At 70.3% G+C, this 22,142-nt stretch carries 20 protein-coding genes and 2 pseudogenes; 6 read left to right on the top strand and 16 right to left on the bottom strand.

The annotated features are described in order from the left end of the window. Positions 1 to 40: 40 nt before the first annotated feature. The 5 genes from RI138_RS26785 to RI138_RS26765 form a co-directional block, all read right to left on the bottom strand. On the bottom strand, positions 41 to 964 hold the full coding sequence (locus RI138_RS26785) for an LLM class F420-dependent oxidoreductase (RefSeq protein ID WP_096631930.1): 924 nt from the start codon (positions 962 to 964) through the stop codon (positions 41 to 43). 72 nt (positions 965 to 1,036) lie between these two features. Then, positions 1,037 to 1,537, bottom strand: a complete 501-nt coding sequence (locus RI138_RS26780) for a DUF6099 family protein (RefSeq protein ID WP_311121942.1) — start codon at positions 1,535 to 1,537, stop codon at positions 1,037 to 1,039. Between the two features lie 124 nt (positions 1,538 to 1,661). Beyond that, positions 1,662 to 2,111, bottom strand: a complete 450-nt coding sequence (locus RI138_RS26775) for a nucleotide pyrophosphohydrolase (RefSeq protein WP_311121941.1) — start codon at positions 2,109 to 2,111, stop codon at positions 1,662 to 1,664. Positions 2,112 to 2,203: 92 nt separating this feature from the next. Continuing rightward, positions 2,204 to 2,608, bottom strand: coding sequence for a cell division protein SepF (locus RI138_RS26770; protein ID WP_096631933.1), 405 nt, complete (start codon positions 2,606 to 2,608; stop codon positions 2,204 to 2,206). A gap of 304 nt (positions 2,609 to 2,912) precedes the next feature. Beyond that, on the bottom strand, positions 2,913 to 3,710 hold the full coding sequence (locus tag RI138_RS26765; protein WP_311121940.1) for a DeoR/GlpR family DNA-binding transcription regulator: 798 nt from the start codon (positions 3,708 to 3,710) through the stop codon (positions 2,913 to 2,915). A gap of 279 nt (positions 3,711 to 3,989) precedes the next feature. Here RI138_RS26765 and RI138_RS26760 point away from each other — a divergent pair, with 279 nt between their 5' ends. After that, on the top strand, positions 3,990 to 4,880 hold the full coding sequence (locus tag RI138_RS26760; protein ID WP_311123020.1) for an SIS domain-containing protein: 891 nt from the start codon (positions 3,990 to 3,992) through the stop codon (positions 4,878 to 4,880). A 68-nt stretch (positions 4,881 to 4,948) separates the two neighbouring features. Continuing rightward, on the top strand, positions 4,949 to 5,611 hold the full coding sequence (locus tag RI138_RS26755; protein ID WP_311121939.1) for a DedA family protein: 663 nt from the start codon (positions 4,949 to 4,951) through the stop codon (positions 5,609 to 5,611). A gap of 108 nt (positions 5,612 to 5,719) precedes the next feature. On the opposite strand, the gene RI138_RS26750 is transcribed toward RI138_RS26755, so the two are convergent. The 5 genes from RI138_RS26750 to RI138_RS26730 all read right to left on the bottom strand — a co-directional run bounded on the left by RI138_RS26750 (position 5,720) and on the right by RI138_RS26730 (position 10,645). Then, positions 5,720 to 6,277, bottom strand: coding sequence for a hypothetical protein (locus RI138_RS26750; protein WP_311121938.1), 558 nt, complete (start codon positions 6,275 to 6,277; stop codon positions 5,720 to 5,722). A gap of 65 nt (positions 6,278 to 6,342) precedes the next feature. Beyond that, positions 6,343 to 7,419, bottom strand: coding sequence for a FecCD family ABC transporter permease (locus RI138_RS26745; RefSeq protein ID WP_311121937.1), 1,077 nt, complete (start codon positions 7,417 to 7,419; stop codon positions 6,343 to 6,345). Next, the gene (locus RI138_RS26740; RefSeq protein WP_311121936.1) at positions 7,416 to 8,453 is read right to left on the bottom strand and encodes a FecCD family ABC transporter permease; all 1,038 of its coding nucleotides are present in this window, start codon (positions 8,451 to 8,453) and stop codon (positions 7,416 to 7,418) included. The genes RI138_RS26745 and RI138_RS26740 overlap by 4 nt, the downstream gene beginning before the upstream one ends. Positions 8,454 to 8,503: 50 nt before the next feature. Continuing rightward, positions 8,504 to 9,559 carry an iron-siderophore ABC transporter substrate-binding protein gene (locus tag RI138_RS26735; RefSeq protein WP_311121935.1) on the bottom strand — a complete coding sequence of 352 codons (1,056 nt, stop codon included), beginning with the start codon at positions 9,557 to 9,559 and terminating at the stop codon, positions 8,504 to 8,506. A 117-nt stretch (positions 9,560 to 9,676) separates the two neighbouring features. Next, a complete protein-coding gene (locus RI138_RS26730; RefSeq protein WP_311121934.1) occupies positions 9,677 to 10,645 on the bottom strand; it encodes a hypothetical protein in 969 nt (322 codons plus the stop codon). Between the two features lie 86 nt (positions 10,646 to 10,731). Between RI138_RS26730 and RI138_RS26725 the strand changes: the two genes are divergently transcribed. Beyond that, positions 10,732 to 10,893 carry a hypothetical protein gene (locus tag RI138_RS26725; protein WP_311121933.1) on the top strand — a complete coding sequence of 54 codons (162 nt, stop codon included), beginning with the start codon at positions 10,732 to 10,734 and terminating at the stop codon, positions 10,891 to 10,893. Positions 10,894 to 11,074: 181 nt separating this feature from the next. Here RI138_RS26725 and RI138_RS26720 read toward each other — a convergent pair whose 3' ends face one another. After that, the gene (locus RI138_RS26720) at positions 11,075 to 11,878 is read right to left on the bottom strand and encodes a helix-turn-helix transcriptional regulator (RefSeq protein ID WP_311121932.1); all 804 of its coding nucleotides are present in this window, start codon (positions 11,876 to 11,878) and stop codon (positions 11,075 to 11,077) included. A 93-nt stretch (positions 11,879 to 11,971) separates the two neighbouring features. Between RI138_RS26720 and RI138_RS26715 the strand changes: the two genes are divergently transcribed. Beyond that, entirely contained in the window at positions 11,972 to 12,454 is a 483-nt protein-coding gene (locus tag RI138_RS26715; protein ID WP_311121931.1) for a hypothetical protein, read from the top strand. Positions 12,455 to 12,478: 24 nt separating this feature from the next. On the opposite strand, the gene RI138_RS26710 is transcribed toward RI138_RS26715, so the two are convergent. The 4 genes and pseudogenes from RI138_RS26710 to RI138_RS26695 form a co-directional block, all read right to left on the bottom strand. Next, complete coding sequence (locus RI138_RS26710) at positions 12,479 to 13,183, bottom strand: GntR family transcriptional regulator (RefSeq protein ID WP_096631943.1); 705 nt, start codon at positions 13,181 to 13,183, stop codon at positions 12,479 to 12,481. A gap of 137 nt (positions 13,184 to 13,320) precedes the next feature. Further along, positions 13,321 to 13,520, bottom strand: a pseudogene (locus RI138_RS26705) (proline racemase family protein); the annotation flags it as partial. Between the two features lie 491 nt (positions 13,521 to 14,011). Then, a complete protein-coding gene (locus RI138_RS26700) occupies positions 14,012 to 16,270 on the bottom strand; it encodes a M9 family metallopeptidase (protein WP_311121930.1) in 2,259 nt (752 codons plus the stop codon). Between the two features lie 315 nt (positions 16,271 to 16,585). Next, positions 16,586 to 17,929, bottom strand: coding sequence for an aminotransferase-like domain-containing protein (locus RI138_RS26695; RefSeq protein WP_311123019.1), 1,344 nt, complete (start codon positions 17,927 to 17,929; stop codon positions 16,586 to 16,588). Positions 17,930 to 18,154: 225 nt separating this feature from the next. Between RI138_RS26695 and RI138_RS26690 the strand changes: the two are divergent. After that, positions 18,155 to 18,804 (top strand): annotated as a pseudogene (locus RI138_RS26690) (LysE family translocator). A gap of 133 nt (positions 18,805 to 18,937) precedes the next feature. Here RI138_RS26690 and RI138_RS26685 read toward each other — a convergent pair. After that, positions 18,938 to 19,996, bottom strand: coding sequence for a vWA domain-containing protein (locus tag RI138_RS26685; RefSeq protein WP_311121929.1), 1,059 nt, complete (start codon positions 19,994 to 19,996; stop codon positions 18,938 to 18,940). Between the two features lie 213 nt (positions 19,997 to 20,209). Between RI138_RS26685 and RI138_RS26680 the strand changes: the two genes are divergently transcribed. Continuing rightward, complete coding sequence (locus RI138_RS26680; RefSeq protein ID WP_311121928.1) at positions 20,210 to 21,871, top strand: peptidase M23; 1,662 nt, start codon at positions 20,210 to 20,212, stop codon at positions 21,869 to 21,871. Positions 21,872 to 22,142 lie beyond the last annotated feature (271 nt).

Genomic DNA, 22,142 nt, shown 5'->3' with positions numbered 1-22,142 from the left:
ACTTGAGGTGAGGTGACCTGAAGTGAGATGAGGCGGTGAGTCAGGTCAGTTGGGACTGGATCTGCGAGGAGATCAGTTCCAGATGGTCCAGGTCGGCCAGGTCGAGAACCTGGAGGTAGATCCGGGACGAGCCGATCGCGCCGTACCGGCCGATCTTGTCCACGACCTCGGCGGGCGAGCCGGCCAGCCCGTTCGCCTTGAGCTCCTCCACATCACGGCCGATGGCCGCCGCACGCCGGGCGACCTCGGCGTCGTCCTTGCCCGTGCAGACGACCAGCGCGTTGGAATACACCAGGTCGTCCGGCGCACGCCCGAACGCCTGCGCCGCGGCCCGGACCCGGCCGAACTGCTTCTCGCTGTCCTCCAGGGAGGCGAACGGGATGTTGAACTCGTCCGCGTACTGCGCGGCGAGGCGCGGGGTACGGGTCGCGCCGTGGCCGCCGATCAGGACGGGCACCTTGGCCTGCGCGGGCTTCGGCAGTGCGGGCGAGTCGGTGAGCTGGTAATACGTACCGTCGTAGGTGAAGGTCCTGCCGGTCTCCGTCGCCCACAGGCCGGTGATGATCGCCAACTGCTCCTCCAGGCGGCCGAACTTCTCCTTGGGGAAGGGGATGCCGTAGGCCTTGTGCTCCTCCTCGAACCAGCCTGCACCCAGGCCCAGTTCGACTCGGCCGCCGGACATCTGATCGACCTGCGCCACCTGGATGGCCAGCACTCCCGGCAGCCGGAACGTGCCGGCGGTCATCAGCGTGCCGAGCCGGATCCGCCGGGTCTCGCGCGCCAGTCCGGCCAGGGTGATCCAGGCGTCGGTCGGCCCGGGCAACCCGTCGCCGGAGCCCATGCGGAGGTAGTGGTCCGAGCGGTAGAAAGCGTCGAAGCCCAGGTCTTCGGTGGCCTTGGCGACGGTCAGCAGCGTGTCGTAGTCGGCCCCTTGCTGGGGCTCGGTGAAGATGCGAAGATCCATGCCTCCATCCTGCCCCTCCGGCGGCCGCTCCCCCTCACCAGCCCGGCCGGGCCTCCACGCTTCCTCCCCCTCTCAGGGCCCCGCGGCCGAGGGCGCGGGGCCGCGTATGCCGCCATACGGGCCATCGCGCTCCCTCTCCCGCTCCGCCAGCCGTCTCAGCATCCCGTGGACGCGGTCCAGTGATTCATCGGCCGCGTCCATGGCCTCGATGCACTGCCAGTAGAGGCCGTCCTCCCCCGTGTCGCACGCCACCCCCACGAGGGCGATCCCGGCCTCGCCGAGCAGAAGCGCGAGCCCGGCCAGGGCCTCCCGCACATCGGCGATCCCGGACAACTGCACGGCCCTGGCTCCGCCGGAGAACACCCTCGGGTGGTCCAGTGCCGAGCAGCCGCTGCCGATCTCGCCGAGGGCACGCGCCTCGCCCCGTAACTCCATCGGCCCGCCCAGCGCCAGACGACTGCCGACCGCCCGGGCCAGGGCCTGCGCCTGCCAGGCCTCCGCCATCACCTCCAGCGCACCCCGGCTGTCCGCCAGAGCCCGCCGCCCCGTCTCGATGAGTCGTACCGCTTCCATGACTTTCCCCCGTCCGTACGAAAACCCGCTCACCTCATCCATTACCCACAGTGAGGTAGATGGCACCGTAAGACCAGAGGAATTCGGAAATCTGTGGACACGAAGTCGATTGTGGATAACTCGATCACTCCGAAGAGTGACAATCGCGGGGGTCAGTAGGGCCGGTAGGACCGGCAGGGCCACCAGGGCCGGTATGGCCAGTAAGACCGGTAGGCCTGGTAGGACTGGTAGGTCCAGTAGCGCCGGTACGTCCAGGGACGGGGAAACGATTCTCGTTCCGCTCGATCTTGGCCGCCAGGGCCGCTGTCACATCGATGCCCAACACCTCGCAGAACTGGAGGAGATAGGCGAGCACATCGGCGACCTCATCGGTGACCCGGTGGGCCGCTTCGGGGTCTCCCATGATCCCGGCCGACTGTTCGGGCGTCAGCCACTGGAAGATCTCCAGCAGTTCGGAGGCCTCGACACTCAGCGCGGCCGCCAGGTTCTTCGGGGTGTGGTACTGCTCCCAGTCCCGCGCCGCCGCGAACGCGGCCAGCCGCCGCTGGAGTTCTGCCACATCGGTTTCTGTCACGGCCCCAGGTCTATCACCGGCCACCGACAGCGAAGGAACGTGCGGCCGGGGGCGGCGTTCCGGTCAGTACCGGAGGCCGCCCCGGCTGCCGCCTACGACTGGGCGAGCCCCGCGGGCGTGACCCCCTCGACCTCCATGCCGACCGGCGCGAGCAGGAAGACATTGCGGTCGACGCGGTGCATGCCGCTGCCGAGGCCGAAGACCACACCGCTGCTGAAGTCGAGAATCCGCTTCGCCACGTCCGATTCCGCCGCTGTCAGATCGAGCAGCACCGGGACCTGGGCCACCAGATACTCGGCGACCTCGCGGGCGTCCGCGAAGACCTGCACCCGCAGGACGACGAGGCGTCGCTGTTCGACGGCCCGCTCGCCCGGGACGGTGCGGTGGTCGATCCGGGACGGCCACTCGTCGCGACCGCGCAACGGGACGACCTGGGCGAGCCCTTCCCACTGTTCGTCGGTGGCGTCGTATCTGTCATACCTGTCGTACCTGCTCACAGGGCCACCCCGTCCGTACGCCGGTTGGGTTCGCGCCGGCTGCGCTCACTGTTCATCGGGCAATCCTCTCGTCCCTCACCCGTTCGGCGTACCAACGACACGGCGAAGCGGCCATCCGCGTCGATCCACGCCTGCCTCGGGCCGTCCCGGGCCGTCTCCGGCCGCCTCCGGCTGTTCTCGGTCCACCTCCGGCGTTGAACCCACCTCCGGCCGCGCCCGGTCCACCTCCGGCCGCTCCCGGTCCACCTCCGGCCGTCTCCGCCCGTCCCGCGACCGTCCGACCGTCTCCATCCGCCCTCGGTCGTCAGACCGTAACGACCTGGACCCCCGCCTCGCCGAACCGCTCCCGTGCCTCCGCCGAGATGTTGGAGTCGGTGACCAGCACATCGACCAGACCCAGGTCGCAGACCCGGGCGAAGGCCCTCTTGCCGATCTTCGAGGAGTCGGCCGCGACCACCACCCGCTGGGCCCGCTCCGCGAGGAGCCGGTTGACGCTGGCCTCGCCCTCGTGGTGGACGTACGCGCCGCGTTCGATGTCGATGGCGTTCACCCCGAGGACCGCGATGTCGAGCGTGATCTCGTTCATCACGCCGACGGCCAGCGGCCCCGTCAGTTCGTACGACTGCGGCCGCGCCACTCCGCCCGTGACGACCATCTTGATCTGCGGCCGGATGGCCAGCTCACTCGCGATGTTGAGCGCGTTCGTCACCACGGTCAGCGTCGGCTGGCCGCCCGCCGGTGCCGGCTCGCCCACGATGTCCGGACGCACGGCCAGCGCCCTGGCCACCTCGGTCACCGTCGTACCGCCGGTCAGACCGACCACTTCGCCGACGGCGACCAACCCGGAGACCGCTCGGCCGATGGCCTGCTTCTCCGGGGCGTGGCGGCCCGTTTTGTAGCGCAGCGCCAGTTCGTAGGAGACCCCGTGCGCGACCGCACCACCCCTGGTGCGGGTGAGCAGGTGCTGTTCGGCAAGCTGGTCCAGGTCACGGCGGATGGTCGCGGCCGAGACGGCGAGCGCAGCCGCCGCCTCCTCGACATCCACCCTGCCGTGTTTGCCGACCAGTTCCAGCAGCGCGTCCCACCGGGCGTCTCTGGACAAGAGTCTCTCCTCACCGTCCGGCGTGGGCACCGCGTTTCGCGGGAACGCGGTCGCCGGTGGCCGGACAGCGGCAAGCGTCGCACAGGCTGGGCGGGGGTCCGTCTCCGGCCCGCCCTCCCCCCTCCCCTCCCGGGACCTCCACCGCCCCCTCCCTGGTCCTTCCAGGTTCTTCAAGGTCCTTACCCGCGCACAGTTTGCTTGTTCTTGCTCGATTACTGGATGTAACGTGCAGGATTCAACATGAGGACTTCATTCATCTCCTTCCCGTGGGGTGCAGACGTGTCGTATGCCGAGATCGAGACAGCCAGTCAGCCCGCCTGCTGGCAGCGTGCCGCCGCACTGGCGGACGGCCCCGCGGCGGCCGCCCTGCCCGCCCCTGGCGAGCGGATCGCCGTCGTCGGCTGCGGGACCTCCTTCTACATGGCGCAGTCCTACGCCGCGCTCCGCGAGAGCGCGGGCCAGGGCGAGTCGGACGCCTTCGCCGCCTCGGAGTTCCCGCCCGGCCGCACCTACGACCGGGTCGTCGCGCTGACCCGGTCGGGGACCACGACCGAGGTCCTGGCGCTGCTGAAGCGGCTGCGCGGCACGTCCCGCACGGTGGCCGTCACCGCCGATCCGCGAACACCGGTCGAGGCGGCTGCCGACGAGCTCGTGGTCCTCGACTTCGCCGACGAACGGTCCGTCGTGCAGACCCGGTTCGCCACCTCGGCGCTCACCCTGCTGCGGGCCCACCTCGGCCTGCACTCCGACGATGTGGTCCGCGACGCCGCGAGGGCGCTCGCCGAGCCGCTGCCCGAAGGGCTGCTGGAGAGCACCCAGTTCTCCTTCCTCGGCCGCGGGTGGACGGTCGGCCTGGCCCATGAGGCGGCGCTGAAGATGAAGGAGGCGTCGTTGTCCTGGACGGAGTCCTACCCGGCGATGGAGTACCGCCACGGCCCGATCAGCATCGCCACCGCGACCACCGCGACCTGGATGTTCGGCGAAGCCCCCGAGGGCCTGCCGGAGCAGGTACGGGCGACGGGTGCCCGGTGGGTGGAGAGCGGTGGCCTCGACCCGCTGGCCGAGCTCGTCCGCGTACAGCGGCTGGCCCTCGCCCGGGCGGCGGCAGGGGGGCTCGACCCGGATCTGCCGCGCCACCTGACCCGCTCGGTGGTCCTCGACGGGGCCTGAGGGATCATGGACGGGTAGGACGCGGTCGACCTCCGCGCTCCCCGCCCGCCACTCCGGAGAGCCCCCCTATGCACCTCGCACTGTCAGTCGCCGCCGAGGAGCCGCAGGGGGGCATCGCGGGCTGGGCCGCAGGGCTGGTCGAGGCGTTCGGCGGCCCCGGTGCCGGTCTGGCCATCGCCCTGGAGAACCTGTTCCCGCCGCTGCCCAGCGAGGTCATCCTGCCGCTGACCGGGTTCGCCGTGTCGCAGGGCGTGCTGAGTCTGGCCTCCGCCCTGTTCTGGACGACGCTCGGCTCGGTCGTCGGAGCGGTGGCGCTGTACGGGATCGGGGCCGCCTTCGGCCGGGAGCGGATGCATGCCCTCTGGGCGAAGCTGCCACTGGTCAAGGCCTCCGACCTGGTGCGGACGGAGGAGTGGTTCGCCCGGCACGGCACCAAGGCGGTCCTCCTGGGCCGTATGGTGCCGGTCTTCCGGAGCCTGATCTCCGTGCCGGCTGGCGTGGAGCGCATGCCGCTGCCGACCTTCGCCGCACTGACGACGGCGGGCAGTCTGGTGTGGAACACCGTGCTGGTGATGGCCGGTTACCTGCTCGGGGACCAGTGGGACACGGTCGGCGCGTACGTCGGTGTCGTGAGCAAGGTCGTGCTGGGGCTGGCCGCGGTCGCCCTGGCCTTCTACATCGCGGTGCGCGTCCGGAACCGCGGCAGCGGCGGGCGGCACCGCCGCGGATGACGCACGGCGGTGCCGCCCCACGGCCGATGCAGCGGCCCGCACCGGGTCAGGCCGGGACGGCGCACCTCCAAGCTGACGCCCACCTCGAAGCTCAGGACTCCTCCAAGCTCAGGACTCCTCGAAGTAGGCGTCCAGGACGGTGTCCAGTTCAGCCGGCCAGGTCTTGAGCTCCGCCCGGCTCGCCGCCTCGACCTCGGCGTTGAACCAGCGACGGCTCGACAGGTGGACGGTCACGGTGAACCGGCGGCCGAAGCGGGCCGGGGTGGTCGCCACCGCGCCGATCTCGTCCCAGTCGAACTCGGCCTCCTGGTCGTCCAGCCGGAACCGGATGCCCTCCCGGGCCACCCGGATCGAGCCCCGGCGGTCGCTGACCTCGAAGACCGGGCCCTCCTCGGCCCCGTCCTCTCCTTCTCCCTCTGCCGCTTCTTCTCCCTTTGCCGCCGCTTCCTTGGCCGTCGCTTCCCGTTCTGCTTCCGCTTCGGATTCCGCTTCCTCGGCCGTACCGGCCTCCGGAGCTTCCACCGCGTCGGACACGCCGTCAGGGGCCGCTTCCACCTCTGGCTTCCGGATGGCGGCGGGTGCGGCCAGGCCGGGAAGGGGGATGAACGCCGGGTCGGTGCCTGCGGCGAACTCGGGCTTCTCGTTCGAATCTATGCTCTGCTCCACGGCGGGCAGTATGGTCGACGAACCTGTACGTGACCAGTCGGGGCCGTCCCCGGCGGACCGGACCATCAGAGCACGCCCCTGCGCCACTCCCGGATCAGCAGATAGCCGAGATACGCGCCGCCGATCGCCATGGTGTAGATCCCGACCGGCAGGTCGTCGAAGAGCGACAGCTGCTGGGAGCAGAGGTCGGCCAGCACCAGCAGCAGACCGCCGGTCAGGGCCGAGAGCAGCAGGTGCGGCCCGGAGGCGCGGGTGAGTCGTCTGGCGATCTGAGGCGCGGTCAGGGCGATGAAGGCAATGGGGCCGGAGACGCTGACGGCCGCGGCGGAGAGCGCGACGGCGAGGACCACGGCCAGTGTCTTGGCCTTCTTCGGCTCGGAGCCGAGGCCTTCGGCGATGTCGTCGCCCATCTCGCCGATGTCGAGCCGCCGGGAGATCAGCGCGGCCAGCGGAGCGGACGCCAGCAGGACCAGCCAGATCGTGCCGGCGTCGGTCCAGGAGCGGGCGGTCAAGCTGCCGTTGACGTAGGCGGTGAGGACGGAGGCCTTGTCGCGCTCCAGGGAGTAGACGACGTACTGGGTGATGGCCGAGCCCATCGCCGCGACGCCGATCCCGGCGATGACGAGCCGGGCGGGGTTGCGGAAGCCGGTGCCGGTGGAGACGTACACGAGGGTCATCGCGAGGACCGCGCCGATGAGCGCGCCGACGGCGACCGGGACCGTGTCGGGGAACATCAGCGCGCAGGTCGCGGCGCCCGCGCCGGCTCCGGCGGAAAGCCCGATGACGTCGGGGCTGCCGAGCGGGTTGCGGGTGACGGACTGGAAGAGCGCGCCGGAGAGGCCGAGGGCCGCGCCGACCCCGATGGCGACGGTGAGGCGGGGGCCGCGCAGCCGGTTGAAGACGAAGCGGTCCTTGCCCTCGGCGTTGCCGAGCAGGGCGGCGGGCAGGTCCGCGAGGTCGACGCCGAGGCGACCCCAGGTCAGGGTGGTGACGGCGGCCGCGAGAAGGAGGACGAAGAGTCCGGCGGCCGCGAGGACCGAGGCGCGGCGCACGGGTATCGCGACGGTGCGGCCGACGACCAGGTAGCCGCGAGGGGTCGGGCGGGCCTTGCCGAGGGGCGCGGTCCGGTCGGTGACGATCATGTCGTGCTCCTCATCCTGCGTACGGCAATGAGCAGCGCGGGTGCGCCGATGAACGCGGTGACGACGCCGACCATGAGCTCGGTGGGGCGCATCACGACCCGGCCCACCACGTCTGCCAGGAGCAGGAGGGTGGGGCCCAGCAGGGCGGAGAAGAGGATCTGGACGCGGAATTCGACGCCGACCAGGGCCCGTACGACGTGCGGGACGGCGAGGCCGACGAAGGCGATCGGACCGACGGCGGCGGTCGCCGCCGCGCTGAGCAGGGTGGCGGCGAGCAGTCCGCCGCCCCTGGTGCGTCCCGGGTGCGAGCCGAGGGCGACGGCGCTCGCGTCGCCGAGGGCCAGGGCGTTGAGGCCGGGGCCGAGGGCCAGGGCAAGCAGGAAGCCGACGGCGGCGAAGGGGAGGACGGACCAGAAGACCTCGAAGTCCCGGCCGCCGAGCGCCCCGACGACCCAGTAGCGGTAGCTGTCGAACACCTGCGGCTTGCTGAGGGTCACCGCCTGGATGAACGCCATCAGTACGGCGGTGAGCACCGCTCCGGCGAGCACCAGGCGCACCACGCTCGTCCCCGTACCGGCGGAGCCGATCACATGGACGAGCACCCCGGCCAGCAGGGCTCCGGGCAGCGCCCACCACATGGTGTCGGTGGCACCGGAGGCCCCGAGCCAGGCCGTCGCGGCGACGATGCTCGCGGAGGCACCGGCGTTGATGCCGAGGAGTCCGGGTTCGGCCAGCGGGTTGCGCGAGACGCCCTGCATGAGGGTGCCCGCGACCGCGAGGCTCAGTCCGGCGAGGATGCCGAGGACGGTTCTGGGGTACCGGCTCTCGATGATGACGGTGACGTTCGGGTCGGCGGTGCCCCGCAGGACGTCGAGGACTTCGCCGAACGAGGTGCTGCGGCTGCCGAACATGACACTTGCGCAGAGCGCGAGTGCCAGCGCGGCGACCGCTGCGAGCAGGAGGAACGCCAGTCGAGCGGCGCCGGTACGGGAAGTACCGGCGCCGCTCGGCGGTGCGACCGTGGTGGTAGGCATGAGAGTGAAGTGTGCCTTGTGGCCTCGGCGGATCGGATACCCGGACGGGGTTACTTGCCGGCCTTCTTGACGGCCTCGTCGATCAGCGGCAGGTAACGGTCGATCGTCCACGGCACGGTCAGCGGGTTGATGATCGAGGAGGCGGTGACGAAGGAGTTGTCATTGCTCGCGACGACGGCGCCCTTCTTGATCGCGGGGATCGCGCCGTACAGCTTCTGGCCCTCGATCTCCTTGCGGTTCTTCTCGTCCGTGTAGAACGTGAAGATCAGGTCACTGTCCTTCAGCTTCTCGGCGTTCTCCAGGCCGATGAGGGCCGAGTCGGTGCCGGGGGTCTCCTTGAAGCTGTTGACGACCGGGTCGACCTTCAGGCCGAGCGACGAGACCATCTTGACGCGCTGCTCCTCGGGCTTGAAGACGCCGAGGGTGCCGGGGCCGGAGTTGTAGATGTACGAGAAGGTGACGTCCTTGTAGTTCGGCCGGGTGGCCGCGGCGTCGGCGAGCTGCTTCTCGATCTTCGTCTTGAGGCCGTCGGTGTCCTCCGTCCGGCCCAGCGCCTTGCCGATGATGTCGATCTGCTGGTCCCAGTCGGTGCTCCACGCCTGGTCCGGGTAGGCGACCGTGGGGGCGATGTCCTTGAGGACGTCGTACTGCTTCTGCGTGAGGCCCGACCAGGGGGCGAGGATGACGTCCGGCTCAAGCTCGGTGATCGCTTCGAAGTCGATCTCCTCGCCGCCGGCGAACTGCTTGGGCAGCTTGTCGCCGGACTTCTTCACGGCTTCGTTGATCCAGGGGAGGTAGCCGGACTCGTCGCTGCCCCACGGGTAGCTCTCGATGCCGACCGGGGTCTGGCCGAGGGCTATCGCGGTCTCGGCGGAGCCCTGGCCGAGGGTGACGATGCGTTCGGGCTTCTCCTCGATCTTCGCGGTGCCGAGCGAGCTCTTGATCGAGACGGGGAAGGCGCCGCCGCTCTTCGCCGTGCCCTTGGCCCCGTCCTTGTCCTTGTCGCTGCCGCTGTCCGATGAGCAGCCGGTCAGGGCGACGGCGAGAGCGACGGCGGTGGCCGAAGCGGCGAGGGTGTGGCGACGCACGCGGGTGGAGCCGAGCATGGAGGGTCCTCAGGTTGACCGAACGAGTGAAAGTTAGGCAAGCCTAAGCTAAAGGATTCGCCACTTCCAACAGACCCCCCTCCAAACCCTCTCCAGCCCCCTCCCGCAGTCCGCCCGTCAGTGCTCGTGCGGGGCGGACTCGCCGCCCTCCGGGGCCGGATTCCCGGCGGCGGCCTCTCCGGCGTGGACGGTGAAGGCGGCCGTACGGACCTCGCCCTCGTGCTGGAAGTCGAGGAAGAGGCGGTAGGCGCCCTTGCTCGGGGCTGTCGCGGTGAAGGAGATCTCCGGACCCGGCTTCGTCCTGCCGTCGCCCGGCCCTCCGTTCGGGAGGAGGTGCAGATGGGCGAGGTCGCCGGAGCGCAGGGCCACGAGGTGCCCGTACGCACCGAGGTGGGGCTGGAGGTCGGTGACAGGCTTGCCGCCCTTCTCGACGTTGAGCTTCAGCTCGCTGCCCGCCCCCGGGCGCAGGACGCCGTCGAGGGTGACCTCGTACTCGTCGACGGTCACCGCCTTCTCGGCACGCGGCAGCGGTTCGGGCCGCGCGTCGCCCGCGACGGAGAGGTCCGCGCCGAGGGTGAGGCTCTCGGCCTTCTTCACGTCCGGGGTGAAGTCGGCGAAGACGCGGTAGCCGCCGGCCTCCGGCAGCTCGACGGGCGCGAACCAGGTGCCGTCGGCGGCCCGGACCGGGTGCAGGCGCCGGTAGGTCGTCAGGTCGTTCGACGCGACGACCAGGCGCAGCTCCTTGCCGTGCTCACGGCGGAACGCGGTCACGTTCCGGGAGGTGGCCTCGTCCACGACGGCGAAGCGCAGCTCGGCCTCCTTGCCCGCCTCGACCCTCGGCGTCCTGAGATCGAGGGCGAAGCCGCCCTCGGAGATCCGCAACCCGCCCGGGAGCTCGGCCGCCTCCCGCTTCTCCTCCTGAACCCCTTCACCCTTCGGATACTCCTTCACGCCGTGGGCCTCGCCGTGCGGGGACTGCCCCTTCTCGGCGATCGCGGGGTCCAGCGCGCTGCCCACCGCGTACGCCGTCCCGAAGGTCGCCGCGAGCGCCGCCGCGAAGGCCGTGATCTTGAGCCCGGTATTCATGACCCACTCCCTCGTCGAGGCCGCCGGGTCGCGACCACACCTTCGACAATACCCCCTGGGGGTATGGAGTCAAACGGGGTCGAGCTTTGCCGACGGCCCATTGCGCCGACGGGATCGAGTCCGCCCTCGTGGTCGAGGTCGAGATCGGTACGGGCCCAGGCACAGGCGCCACCGGGGGCGCGCCGGATGACGGCCTGATCGCCCGGATCGTCGACGAGGCGGGCTGCGACTGCACGGGCCGCGCCTGACACCGCCGCCCGCCGCCGCCCGCCGCCGCCCGCCGGACCCCGACCTCCGGCCGCGCCGCGCCGCTACTGACGCCGCTACCGAGGTACGCCGTTGCTGGCGTGTACTGGCGTGCGTCGCTACGGTCGCGCGTGGTCAATGGCCCACGTCGTTACCGGCGTACGTCGTCACTGGCGTACGTCGCTACCGGCGTCCCGCCAGCGCGCGCAGCAGGGTGTCCGTCTGATCGTCCATCGGGAAGAACGACTCCACCGCGAGCTCCGAGAGGGTCACATCGGCGGGGGCTCCGAAGGTGGCGATCGTGCTGAGGAACGCCATGTCGCCGAGCGGTGTACGGATGCGCAGCGGGACGACGATGCCCGTCGGGTCGACCGGGCCGAGGTCAGGGTCGAGGTCCGGCGGGTCCGGGTAGCCGGACACCTCCTCGTAGAGCTCCCGCAGGTCGCGGTGGCCAGTGGTGTTGACCTGGTGCTTCAGCCTGCCGAGGGCGTGGGCGCGGACCTGGGCGAAGTTCAGGCACCGGGAGGCCAGTCCCTCAGGGTGGAGGATCAGGCGCATCACGTTGCCCCCGGACTCCGTCAGATGCGGTGGCACGACACCGAGCAGGAGGTTCATCGCGTCGTTGCTCGCGACGATGTTCCAGATCCGGTCGATCGCGACGGCCGGGAAGGGCTCGTGCCCCGTCAGCATCACCTTCACTGCGGACCGGACCATCGCCATGCGCTCGCTGTCGAGCGGCGACTCCCGGTAGGCGGGGGCGTAACCAGCCGCCAGTAGAAGGCCGTTGCGGTCACGCAGGGGGATGTCGAGATGCTCGGCAAGCCGCAGGACCATCTCCCGGCCGGGGCGGGCCCGGCCGTTCTCCACGTAGGAGAGGTGCCGGGTCGAGGAGCCTGCCCTCAGGGCGAGATCGAGCTGACTGAGCCCCCTGCGTCGCCGCCACTCGCGGAGCAACAGGCCTACGCGCGGCCCCTCGTCGGTGTCCATGGCCCCCACCGTATCCATGACCTGGGAGGTCATGGATACGGGGCAAGGCCCATGACACGGTGTCATCACCCCACCGAACGAAGGAGATCCGTGATGACCCACACCCCTTCGCCTTCCGCCGCACCCTCATCCGCGCCCGCACCCGCATCGACACCCGCCTCCGCCTCCGCGGGGGCCCTACGGGACTCCGCACGGTTTCTGCGCCTGGTGCTGCGTGTCGACAGTGTGAGCACCGCCGTGATGGGTGTGGTGTTGATCGCCGCCGCTGCGCCGTTGGGCTCCGCGACCGGGATGCCGGTGGCCTTCGCCGTGGCGTTCGGCATCTTCCAGATGGGCGGGGCGGCCTCGCTCGCGCTGATCGCGGGCTACGCGGTGATCCCGCCCGCCCTGGCCCTGACCGTCGTCGCCGTGAACGGTCTGTGCGCCGTCGGCTGCGTCGTGACGGCCTTCGCGGACTTCGTACCGCTGACCGGGTTCGGGGTCGTCTTCATGCTGATCGGCGCACTGATCGTGGCGGTCTGCACCGCACTCCAGTACACCGGGCTGCGGCGGATGACGGCCGCCGCCCGGGCCTGACGGAGCGGGGCCCACTCAGGCCCCTCAGGAGCGACGCAGGGTGAGCGCGCTGCGCTTCTCCGGCTGCGGGCGGCTGGCCCACAGGGTCCGTACATGCTCCAGATGGTGGCGCATCAAGGCCTCGGCCGCCCCCGCGTCCTTCGCGATCATGAGATCAAGCAGCGTCACGTGCTCCTCGGCGGAGTCGACGAGCACCCCGGCCTCGTCGAGTTCGGTGAGGCCGTAGAGCCGGGACCGCTTGCGCAGATCGCTGACGACCGAGACGAGGTGGCGGTTTCCGCCGAGGGCCAGCAGGTCGAGGTGGAAGCGGCGGTCGGCGTCAAGGTAGCCGATGAGGTCGTGGCCCCGGGCCGCCGCGACGATGGCCTCGGCGCCCGGGCGCAGGGCTTCGAGCTGCTCCCGCGTGGCGGCGCGGACCACCTTTCCGACGGTGGGCACCTCGATGAGCGTACGGATCTCCGTGTACTCGTCGAGGTCCTGCTCGGTCATCTCCGTCACCCGGAAGCCTTTGTTCCGTACGGCTTCGACCAGGCCCTCGCGGGCGAGGTCGAGCATCGCCTCGCGGACCGGGGTGGGCGACACGCCGAACTCCGCCGCGAGGGCCGGTGCCGAATAGACGCCGCCCGGCTTGATCTCCCCGGCGATCAGCGCGGCGCGCAGGGCGTGGGCCACCTGGTCGCGGAGGTTCTCGGTGGGCGACACCAGCTTGCGCGACTGCAAGGTGACCACGGCATCCTCCGGGGCGCGGGACGCGAACTTCGCGACGAGCGATCAGTGCAATATCACGTTACCCCAGCGGGCTTCGCCCGCGGCCGCCCGGTCCCAGCGGAATCCTGCCGGTCACAGCAGAAACCCCGCCGGGAACGGATCGCCCCGCTCATCGCGGCGTGGCCGCGCGGTTCGTACATCAGCCAGGTGCACAGGTCGTCGAGGTACTCCTGGAAGTAGGTGAGCCGGTCGGCCTTGCTGGACCCCCGGATACGGTCCCGATGCCGCCGGTGACGACACGGGTCGGCATGCCCTCGGTGCGGGAGTCGACGGCGTGGACGGTACGACGGCTGCGCACAGCGCTGCTCACCTTCGCGACTTGTGGACGTGGTGGCGGCTGAACGAGGGCGGGGACGGACGGGAGCGGGAGCCGGCATCAGCGTCAGCTCCCGCTCCCGCTCCCGCTCCCGCAACAGACTCCGTGGTTCGGGGCCTTCCGCGACCACGAGTCCGCTCTTGCACTCGAACTCGGTATCCGGAGGCAGCTCTTGGGCGAGTCCCCCTCCCCCAGAGGCGGAGTGAGAAGCCGACCAACTCCGTTTCCGGGACTGCCCCTTGCCCGAGACGGAGAGGCCGCCCTCCCCTGACCCACTGGTCCCGCCCGCGACCGACCCCCGGTCGACTACGGACACCGAGACGAGCGGCGCCGTAGGCACACGCGGCGCCGACACAGAAGAGCGCCGTATGGCGCGTGCTCTCCCTTGAGCACGGCAGCAACGTGCCACACGACGAAGTGACATGCCGCATGCCGCGACCGCTGCCCGACGACAGACAGCGGGCAGGGCGCCCTCAGTACTCTGCGGAGACCACGAGCCCCGAGACCGCCTGCTCACCGGCGACCGAGACGTAGTGCCAGCCTGGTTCGGGCGCGTTCACGGTCACCGTCTCGGCGTTCCCGGGCCCGGCGGACCGGTGGGTGTACGAGGTCTTGCTCGGCCAGCTGCCCGCCCGGTGGTAGAGGTCGGCGTTGCCCGTTCCCCCGGCCGTGGTGATGCGCAACCGCGGTGTTCCGGCGGGGACATAGAGATACAGGTAGGCGTAGTCCCCGGCTCGGACCGAGATCCCGGAGCGTGCGCAGTCGCGGTCGAGCCGGGCCGTGTCGGGAAGGGTGCACTCGGGGAGGCTGGGCGGGTCGGTGATCCCGCCGCAGTCGCCCGCCGTGCAGGCGGTGAGCCAGTCGTACCAGTCGCTGTCGTACCGGGTGCCGATCGTGGACTTCAGGTGCGTGCGGGCGGCGTTCCAGTCACCGGCGCGGTAGTGGCCGAGGACGATGTCCAGGTCGGCGCGGTGCGACTGGAGCATGTAGCGGACCGCGAGATAGCCCCAGCGGTACACCCGGGCACTGTCGCTGTTGTCGTAGGTGGTGTCGAAGAGGGTGCTCAGCGGGTAGGTGCGCTTGCCCGCCTCGGACAGGGCCTTCTCGTAGGTGAGTTGGCGATAGGAGTACGAGACGTACTCCGCGAAGCCCTCGACCCACCAGACGGTCGGGGTGGTCATCCCGTCGGCGAAGTCGCCGGCCATGGTGAAGCGGCCGTCGAGGTAGTGGGTGTACTCGTGGTTGAGGTTCCAGATCTGGAAGTCGGGCCGCAGCCATTCGGCCTCGTACGCGATGAAGCGCGGCTGGTTCCCGGCGGCGGTCGGGTCGCCCTCCAGATACATGCCGCCGTTGTCGGTATCAATGCCGAACATGGCGCCCGCGTACGTGCCGTAGTCGTCGCTGGAGTCGTACACGACCACTTCGAGGCGGGTGTTCAGGTCCCCGGCGACGGGCCCGTCGTCCCGGGCGATGTCGTGGAAGAACGCGTCCTGGTCCGCAAGGTTCTCGCAGGTGGCGGCGAGCTGCGCGGCGGACATCTCCTGGGCGCGGATGCGCAGACTGTCGCTGCACTCGTGCCGGACGGGCAGCGCCGCGTCGTCCAGGCGGCCGGGGAGGTCGCAGGTACCGAAGTACGCGCAGTTGGCGTCGTCGTAGTGATTGGCCATCTCGGCGAGGCCCACCCACAGCGGGGCGGTGGGGCCGGTGATGGACGTCCGGCCGAGGAGCCCCCTCACCTGCGGGCGGACGGCGGGCCGCAGCGCGTCGTACTGAAGGAAGCGGGCGAGTTCGCGGCCCGCGTTGATGGTGAGGAACGCGTGATCGGTGCCCAGCAGGCCGAGGGTGCGTGAGGCGAAGGAGTGCACCGTGTCGGCGGTGCTGCTGTCCTCCGTGACGGCGGTGACGAACGCCGGGAGCTGGTGCCCGCGGAAGAGCACGGTGAAGGTGCTGTTCACGGCGTTGCGCATGTGCCAGAGGGCGTTGTACGAGCTGTCGTAGTCGGTGAGCAGCCACTCGACCACGCCGAGATAGCGGGCGTTCTCCCGGGCACTGTCGATGAGTACGACGGCTTCGGAGAGGGTTTCGCCGTTGGCGTCGGTGACGTCGCGAGAGCGCGGGGAGGCGAAGAAGGCGTCGAGCCCGCGCCGTATCGCGGCCGTGAGCGCGGGCCCGTAGGAGCCGACGGCCGCCTCGTTGTACCACTGCACGTAGTACCCGGCGCGCAGATACAGCACCAGCTGCGGCACGCCGGTGGAATCGTCACCCGGGTAGTAGTCGGAGGCGCCGCGCAGCGCGTTCGCGACGGTCACCATCTGCGCCTCGCGGAAGGCGAGTCGGGCGTTCTCCCCGGTCAGGCCGAACAGGGTGTTGACGCAGCCGACGGTCGACTCCTTGATCCGCCGAACCAGGGCGGCGCCGGTGCGGGAGGTGAAGTCGGCCGGATCGCAGGGGGCCTCGGCCGCGGCCGCCCCCTGGTCAGGCTCGTCGTAGTCCCGTCTGCGCTCCTCACCGGAGGCCGGAACCGGCCCGCGCTCGTCGACCGGGAGCGCCGAGGCACGGACATGCTCGGGCTCGGCCGATCCACTCCGGCTGAGCGCGTCGACGGGCGGGATCTCCGCCCTGTCGGCGGCAGACGGAGAAGTGGCCACGGACAGGGACGGTGCGGTCCGGGACGGGGACGGCGCGGCGGATGCGTACGCAGGGCCGCCGAGCAGGGTCAGGCCCATGCACATGCAGAGCGTCAGGGCTGCTTGCCTGAGGGCGCGTTGACATCGCGTCCGGGCTGGTCTCACCAGCTGCCTCCTCGGGAGGACACCCGAAACGGGTGCGGGGGGATGGGGATGGGATGGACGGCGCTACAGCACCCCGGAAACCGCTTTTGACATGGGCACGCAGGGTGCTATGCGACAGTACAATTTCACACAGCACTACTTTTGAGAAGGCGTACGGCCGGATGCGCCACGGAAGTACCGCAGAACTACCGAAGAAGTCCCGGAAGGGCTTCAGCTCCGCCCCGTCCCACCTCAGCCCTGAACGAGGCCCTCCGGTCAGTCCTGAACGAGGTCCTCCGGAGCGGACCGGGCGAGATCGCCGAGGGTCGACAGGGCGCGGGAGAGGGTCGCCACGGTGGGCGAGGCCAGGCCGAGGCGGATCGCCTGAGGGCCACGGTGGCGGCCGACGGCGAACGCCGCCGCCGGGGTTACCGCGATGCCGTGCCGCGCGGCGGCCGCGACGAAGGTGTCGGCTCGCCAGGGGCTCGGCAGCTCCCACCAGAGGTAGCAGGAGAGGGGATCACTTCGGGTGCGGAAGTCACCGAGGTGGGCCCGCGCGATCTCCTGGCGCGCCATGACCTCCCGCCGCTTGGCCCGTACGAGCAGGTCGACAGCACCGTCCGCCTGCCACTGGCACGTCGCCTCCAGCGGAAACCGCATCGGCACCCAGCCCCCGGAGCGCACGGACGCGGCCACCCTCCCCACCAGCGCGGCGGGAGCCACGGCGAACCCGAGGGACAGCCCCGGGGACAACCGCTTGGACACGCTGTCGACGAGCACCGTCCGCTCGGCGGCCCGCGACGCGAGGGGCGGCAGGTCGCCCCGGAGGAAGGCCCAGACCGCGTCCTCGATGGCGTGGATACCCAAGGAGAGCAGCACATCGGCCAGGCGGTCCAGCCGGCTCGGGGGCATGGTGAGGGACAGCGGGTTGTGCAGAACAGGCTGTACGTAGACGGCGTGCAGCGGTTCGGCGCGGTGCGCTTCCTCCACCGCTTCGGGGATCAGCCCCTCCGCGTCCATGGCCAGGGGCACGAGGGTGACGCCGAGCCTGGCGGCGATGGCCTTGAGCACCGGATACGTCAGCTCCTCGACGCCCAGCCGCGCGCCCGGCCGGGTCAGCGCGGCGATGGCGGCGGAGATCGCCTGACGGCCGTTCCCGGCGAACAGGACCCGCTCCGGGAGGGGGCGCCAGCCGCCCCGCGCGAGCAGGTCCGCCGCCGCCTCGCGAGCCGCGGGAGTGCCGTCGGGGCCGACCGGCCGGAGCACCGACTCCAGCCGCTCGGGGCGCACCAGCCTGCCGAGCCCGGCGGCGAGCAGCCCGGCCTGCTCGGGTACTACGGGATGATTGAGCTCCAGGTCCACCCGGCCGACGGCGGGTTCGGACAGGGCGGGGGCCGGCGCGGGCGCACCGGGGGCATCGCGCACGAACGTGCCGCGTCCCACCTGGCCGACGGTGAGGCCCCGGCGGGCGAGTTCCTGGTAGACCCGGGTCGCCGTGGAGTTGGCTATGCCGTACCGCCGAGCGAACTCCCGTTGCGGAGGGAGCCGTTCCCCGGGCTTCAGCCGACCGGCGGCGATCTCCCGCGCCACCGTGTCGGCAACGCTCCGGAAGTCCTTCACGGACCTCACCCCCCGTAGTGAACGGCACCGAACCGCAGTGAGTGGCATCGAAACACATCATTGCACCGAGTGCAATGTCCAGTATTGAACCGAGCTAAAGCGCGACTCTAGACTCGCATTGCCCCGAGCCACACCAGGAGCAATCCCGGTGCTGCCCCGGTGCGACAGCGCACGTCGGGACGTGTTCGGGACGTGTTCGGGACGTGAACAGAGCGGCGGGTGGCCATGGTTGAGCTGGGTGGAGTGCTGGGTGTCGCGATGGTGGCTCTGGGCATGGTGCTCACCCCCGGCCCGAACATGATCTACCTCGTCTCCCGGAGCATCACCCAGGGCCGACGCGCCGGTGTCGTGTCCCTCGGCGGTGTCGCCGTGGGCTTCCTGGTCTATCTGCTGGCCACGAACCTCGGCCTGTCGATGGTGTTCCTCGCCGTGCCCCCGCTGTATGTCGCTGTGAAAATGGCCGGTGCGCTCTACTTGGCCTACCTGGCGTGGAGCGCCCTGAAGCCCGGGGGCGTCTCCGTCTTCGCCCCCCCCAGGAGATGCCCCACGACTCCCCGCGCAGGCTGTTCACCATGGGCCTGATGACGAATCTGCTCAACCCGAAGATCGCCATCATGTACCTCTCCCTCATCCCTCAGTTCATCAGCCTGGAAGCGGGGAACGTCCTCCTTCAGGGCATCGTTCTCGGCTCCGTCCAGATCGCCGTGGCCCTCACCGTCAACCTGAGCGTCGTCCTGGCCGCCGGTACCATCGCGCTCTTCCTCGCCCGCCGCCCCTCCTGGCTCCGGGCCCAGCGCTACCTGATGGGAACGGCACTCGGCCTGCTGGCCGTCTCGGTGGCCCTGGACACATCGGCTCCGGCCGGTGCGAGCTGATCCCCGGGACCTGAGCACGGGCATCAAGCAGAGGCCAGGGAGACAGAGTCGGAGGGCAGAGGGCAGAGGGCAGAGGGCAGAACGCCGGAAGGCATAGGGCAGGCGTCAGGCGTCAGGCGTCAGGCGTCAGGCGTCAGAGCATGATGAGCAGACGCGTGTTCGCCTTGAGCTTCCTGTTCACCGAACGACTCTGCACGTACACCTCCAGCTTGGGGTTGTTTCCGGCCTTCACGGATACGGTCCCGTGGACGCCCGTTCCGAACAGGAGGCTGCGCGCCGCGTCGCCCGTATACGCCCGGTCGGTGTCCTTCTCGACCACGATGACCTCCTTGCCCGGCTGAACCTGCACCCGGGCGCCCAACTGGTAGTAGCAGGAGCCGCGTTCATACGCCACACCGGGGTGTGATTCGACGAACGGCCGGATCTCCATCTCCTTGTCGACCTTCAGGAGGCGGTACTTGTCGGCCGGGATCGGTTCGAGGACCGCCCGTACATCGTCCACCGATATGTCCTGGCCGACGGCGAACAGATTCTTCGTACCGCGCACGCCCTGTTCCCGTCCGCGCAGGAAGCTGGTGGCGGCGGCGCGCACGGTGCCGATCGCCTCCTCCACACCTTCCTGGGAATCCGCGTCCCAGATGGCGATGTTCCCCGCCGGGAAGCCGTAGTTCTGGGCGGTGCGCTTCGCCAGCGAGTTCGGAACGAGGATCGCGGACGTCCAGTGCCCCGGCAGCCGGCCCATCTTCGCCGCGATCCTGTCGAGCCAGGGGCCGAGGATCGCCATGTCCCCGTCGTGCCGCCGATCGCCACCGGAGGCGTTCTCCTCGCCGTCCGTCACCACGATCTGGAGGAAGCTGTGCTCGCCGTACTCCTCCCAGATGTGCCCCAGGTCGTCCAGGGACTTGAGAGAGGCCTCGATGAGCGCCGTGGCACCGTTGTTGACCTTGTACAGCCCCCGCATGGACGGCAGGTGCTTCACGTCCATGTCCCAGACCAGGTTCTCCACCCTGTGGTCGAAGGAGTAGAGGCTGATCCGGGTCTCATGACCGAGGCTGTCCGACTCGGCCTTCAGCCCCGCCACGAACTCGTCGACGACCCGGATGAGCTGACTCTCGTGCTGCCGCATGGAACCCGAGCAGTCCACGACCAGCGCGACGTGATTGACCTTGTGCTGAATCCTGTTGGCGGACATGTCTGTGCTCCCTCTCCGAGGCTCCCCGACTGGTGATTCCGACTCTATGGGGAGGCACTGACAACGCCCGGGGCGGCGGGATGGGGAGGGCCAGGGGGGGCAGGGGGGCCAGGGGGGGGCAGGGGGCCAGGGGGAGCCGATTCCATCGGTTTTTCATCGGTGCTTTCTACTGTCGGCCGCCAACGAGCGGAGTTCCCGACGGAGAGGCACACCATGGCAGGAAGCGGCTCGCACCGCGCATTCACCGGGCTGGCCCTGGTGGCCGGTATCTGGGCGTTGATCATCGGGCTGACCGCCTCGGTCGCCGTGGCCCGGCCCCTGCCCGCTCCCGGGCCGGGTGACGACCGGTCCGGTGTCTCGCGGTACTTCAGCGGCCCTCAGGGCCTGGCCATTCCGACCGCGCCGTGCGACCCGGCCGGTCCCTCGGCCACCGACGGCGTCATGGCCACCCAGCTCAACCCGCAGCTCAAGGCGAAGATGGCCGGATATCTGGACGCCTACAAGATGTCCTGTGCCCGGATGGTCACGCAGGCGGTGAAGGACCGGGGGCTCAACCCGAGAGCCGCGGCGATCGCCATCGCCACGATCATCGTGGAAGCCAGCATGAACAACTACTCCCAGGCGGTCGACCACACCAGCATCGGGCTGTTCCAGCAGCAGGACTGGTGGGGCAGCAAGGAGCAGCGGCTGGACCCGGCCTACGCCACCAACGCCTTCCTCGACGACATGGAGCGGCGCTACCCGGACGGCTCCTGGAACAACGCGCCGATCGGCGAGGTGTGCTGGAAGGTGCAGCAACCGCGCGAGGACCTGCGCCACCTGTACGGGATCGAGGCGGGCGACGCCACGCTGATCGCCAACGCGTTGTGGTCCGGCACGAGCGGCGGCCCCAAGCACCCGTACGCCTCCGGCCGGATCGTGTCCGGGCAATCCGCGGACGGGCGGCTGGAGGCCTTCGCCGCCGGGGCCGACGGGGTCTATCACGCATGGCAGACCGAGGTGAACGGCGCGTGGTCGCCATGGCGGTTCGCGGGTGGTCCGCGCAACGCGCAGCTGGCGGTGGCGTCCAACGCCGACGGGCGGCTGGAGCTGTTCGCACTGTCGGACAGCACGTTCGATCACATGTGGCAGACCCGGCCCAGTGCCGGATGGTCCGACTGGGAGACCTTCGGCACCGGCGGGCACGAACTGGCCGCGGGCAACAACGCCGACGGTCGGATCGAGGTGTTCGCCTCCAACGCCGAAGGGGTGTTCCACCGCTGGCAGACCGCGCCCAGCGGCGGCTGGTCCGGCTGGGGGGGCACCCACGGCGGCCCGGCCAACGCGCGGCTCGCCATGGAAACCGCGCCCGACGGCCGTCTTGAGGTCTTCGCGCTGTCCGGCTCGACGTTCGAGCACCTGTACCAAACACGCGTCAACGGCGGGTGGTCCGCCTGGGAGACCTTCGGCACGGGCGGGCACGCGGTGGCCGCCAGCTACAACCAGGACGGCAGGCTGGAGGTCTTCGCCTCCAACTCGGAGGGCGTGTTCCACCGCTGGCAGACCGGCCCGAGCTCGTGGTCGAAGTGGACCGGCACCGCCGGGCTCCCCGACGCCGAGCTGGCCACGGCACGGTCGGTCGACGGACGGATCGAGGTGTTCGCCATGAACGGCACGGCGGCGGGCCATGCCTGGCAGACCCGCCCGAACGCGGAGTTCTCGCAGTGGGAGGAGTTCGGCGGCGGCGGTACGTCGGTCAGTGCGGGCAACAACGCCGACGGTCGCATCGAGGTGTTCGGTACCAGCCATGTCGGCGTCTACCACCGCTGGCAGACCGGCTTCGCCACCTGGTCGGAGTGGGCCTGGCTGAACGATTCCGGCCCCTCGATGACCTAGGGGGTGCGGCCTCTCCCCTTCACGCCGTCGTCCCGTGGACCGCGTCAGCGGCGAACGGGACGACGGCTCCGGCACCGTTCCCGTGTAGTCGACGTGGTTCCGCCTGTCAGTCCGTAACGTTCCGGGGTCTACTGGGCCCCGCCCTGTTGCTAGCTTCCGTACCGCCTTCGCACTGCCTTCGTACCGCTTCACACTGCCTCCGTGCTGTCTTGCGCACCACTTCACACTGCCTTCGTACTGCCCTGCGTACCGCTGGTTCGCATGTCCCGAC

The sequence above is a fragment of the Streptomyces durocortorensis genome, assembly GCF_031760065.1.
Lineage (GTDB): Bacteria > Actinomycetota > Actinomycetes > Streptomycetales > Streptomycetaceae > Streptomyces.
This window is presented reverse-complemented; position numbering and strand designations above follow the sequence as displayed.

Bases quoted from the DNA above. Each gene is read 5' to 3' on its own strand.
- RI138_RS26755 (WP_311121939.1), top strand. From the start codon at position 4,949: ATGCACCTCGCACTGTCAGTCGCCGCCGAGGAGCCGCAGGGGGGCATC.
- RI138_RS26715 (WP_311121931.1), top strand. From the start codon at position 11,972: ATGACCCACACCCCTTCGCCTTCCGCCGCACCCTCATCCGCGCCCGCA.
- RI138_RS26685 (WP_311121929.1), bottom strand. From the start codon at position 19,996: ATGTCCGCCAACAGGATTCAGCACAAGGTCAATCACGTCGCGCTGGTC.
- RI138_RS26720 (WP_311121932.1), bottom strand. From the start codon at position 11,878: ATGGACACCGACGAGGGGCCGCGCGTAGGCCTGTTGCTCCGCGAGTGG.
- RI138_RS26730 (WP_311121934.1), bottom strand. From the start codon at position 10,645: ATGAATACCGGGCTCAAGATCACGGCCTTCGCGGCGGCGCTCGCGGCG.
- RI138_RS26780 (WP_311121942.1), bottom strand. From the start codon at position 1,537: ATGGAAGCGGTACGACTCATCGAGACGGGGCGGCGGGCTCTGGCGGAC.
- RI138_RS26740 (WP_311121936.1), bottom strand. From the start codon at position 8,453: ATGCCTACCACCACGGTCGCACCGCCGAGCGGCGCCGGTACTTCCCGT.
- RI138_RS26700 (WP_311121930.1), bottom strand. From the start codon at position 16,270: ATGTGCATGGGCCTGACCCTGCTCGGCGGCCCTGCGTACGCATCCGCC.
- RI138_RS26745 (WP_311121937.1), bottom strand. From the start codon at position 7,419: ATGATCGTCACCGACCGGACCGCGCCCCTCGGCAAGGCCCGCCCGACC.
- RI138_RS26680 (WP_311121928.1), top strand. From the start codon at position 20,210: ATGGCAGGAAGCGGCTCGCACCGCGCATTCACCGGGCTGGCCCTGGTG.
- RI138_RS26785 (WP_096631930.1), bottom strand. From the start codon at position 964: ATGGATCTTCGCATCTTCACCGAGCCCCAGCAAGGGGCCGACTACGAC.
- RI138_RS26735 (WP_311121935.1), bottom strand. From the start codon at position 9,559: ATGCTCGGCTCCACCCGCGTGCGTCGCCACACCCTCGCCGCTTCGGCC.